The organism is Vibrio sp. M260118 (assembly GCF_036533755.1).
Lineage (GTDB): Bacteria > Pseudomonadota > Gammaproteobacteria > Enterobacterales > Vibrionaceae > Vibrio.
In genome coordinates this window covers 1-1522 of sequence record NZ_JATABG010000563.1, presented here as the reverse complement: position 1 = coordinate 1522, position 1522 = coordinate 1, and the positions used below count along the sequence as shown (strand labels likewise).

General features: G+C 42.6%; 1 protein-coding gene. It reads right to left on the bottom strand.

Translation table 11 applies throughout. The annotated features are described in order from the left end of the window. Positions 1–614 precede the first annotated feature (614 nt). On the bottom strand, positions 615–1522 hold a 908-nt coding region (locus QTO00_RS19590; RefSeq protein ID WP_331426238.1), incomplete at its 5' end, for a helix-turn-helix domain-containing protein.

Below are 1522 nucleotides of genomic sequence, written 5' to 3'. Positions count from 1 at the left end.
ATCCATACTGCAAAAAACGTCAAAATCACCAACGTCAATTCCGTCAAAATGCCCGATCAATTTATAGGTTTTACTGACAGATTCATTGCATAAATTATAAAAGCCGATAATTACCAATATAAAACAGTTACTTAAAAAAGGGTCGCTTTTATCATGATACCTTGGCGTTAATTTTATAAGTAAAATAAGTCCAGGAAGTTATATTTATTTGCATCGAGAGGGAACGCCTCACGACAAGATTGAATTCCAGAGGTGGTGCATAGCGCACCACTCCGGCAGCAAGCGAAGGTGTCATTGACACCCGTGGTATAGTCCCCCCGGCTATACCACGACATTTTTTTCTTCTCTCCCCTTGTTACCAAATACCTAACTAATACTTCTTTTCTCCAAGCACCTGCATTTCTAAACCAGTGTACTCTATGCTCCGAAGCTATTTTGGTAGCGTGTCGATGAAACTAACCGTCGTAATAGGCGCTAGTCGATATTCATTAAGTCGTACAGAGAAGTTATAGACGCCCCTAAACCGTCTACACATAGCAGAAATGGCATTGGATATCATTGATAGGGATAAACGGGAACAGGATCAACCTAGCTAGATAGGGAGCAGTTGATGGCTAATAACGGCTTTGATCTTCGACAAACTGTGTTGGCGACATACCAAAGCGGTGCTTAAATCGTTGGCTAAAGTATGACGGGTCATTGAAGCCACATTCAAACGCGACATCAGAAACCTTACCTCCGGCTAACAATCGTCGACATGCGGTATCTAAACGTACTTCCGTAAGGTATTCAGTAAAGGTTTTTTCGATCATAGTTTTAAGCCGACGTTGTAAGCTGCGCTCGGAGACATACAACATTTTGGCGGCGGCCGAAGTGCCAAACTCAGGGTCTGCATAGTTCTCCTCAACCAATTGAACGACTTTGGCTAACCATGGGTCTTTACCTACAATATCGCTCTCGTCTTGCTCATCAGGCATAACCACAGGGCTAGTTTCAAATGAGCTACTCTCTCGCCAACTTATTTCTAACAAGTTTCTTTCTTTGGAGCAGAACCACTTCAGTTGACCACCGCTTAGCTCAACCAGTTTATTAAGATTTTCCAAGAAAGTAGCATTACTCGAACACGCATCATAGGCATCCCCTTGATCTAACATAGAGAACGTCACCATACCCGCTCTTTTCAGCAATTGAATTACTACGGTTTGATTTCGGTAGCAACGGCGTAAGATGCCATCGAACAAGATATTTAAGGTCTCATCGAGATTAAAATCATTGAGCTGAATAAAAACATCATCTTCAGCATCGATTTCAACACTGACACCAACCTTAGACAGTTCGTTTTTCCAACTACTCACCACCGAATGAATAATCATGGTCAAGTTGAACACCGGGAGCGCTTGCCCATTGGTTGAGCGGACATTCACAAGCATTTCGAGTTCATTTTCAATCAACTTGACGAGCTGCTCATTGCTCAAGCACTCTACATCGGGGGCTTTTAACCTATCTTTAAGCTGATTCACCG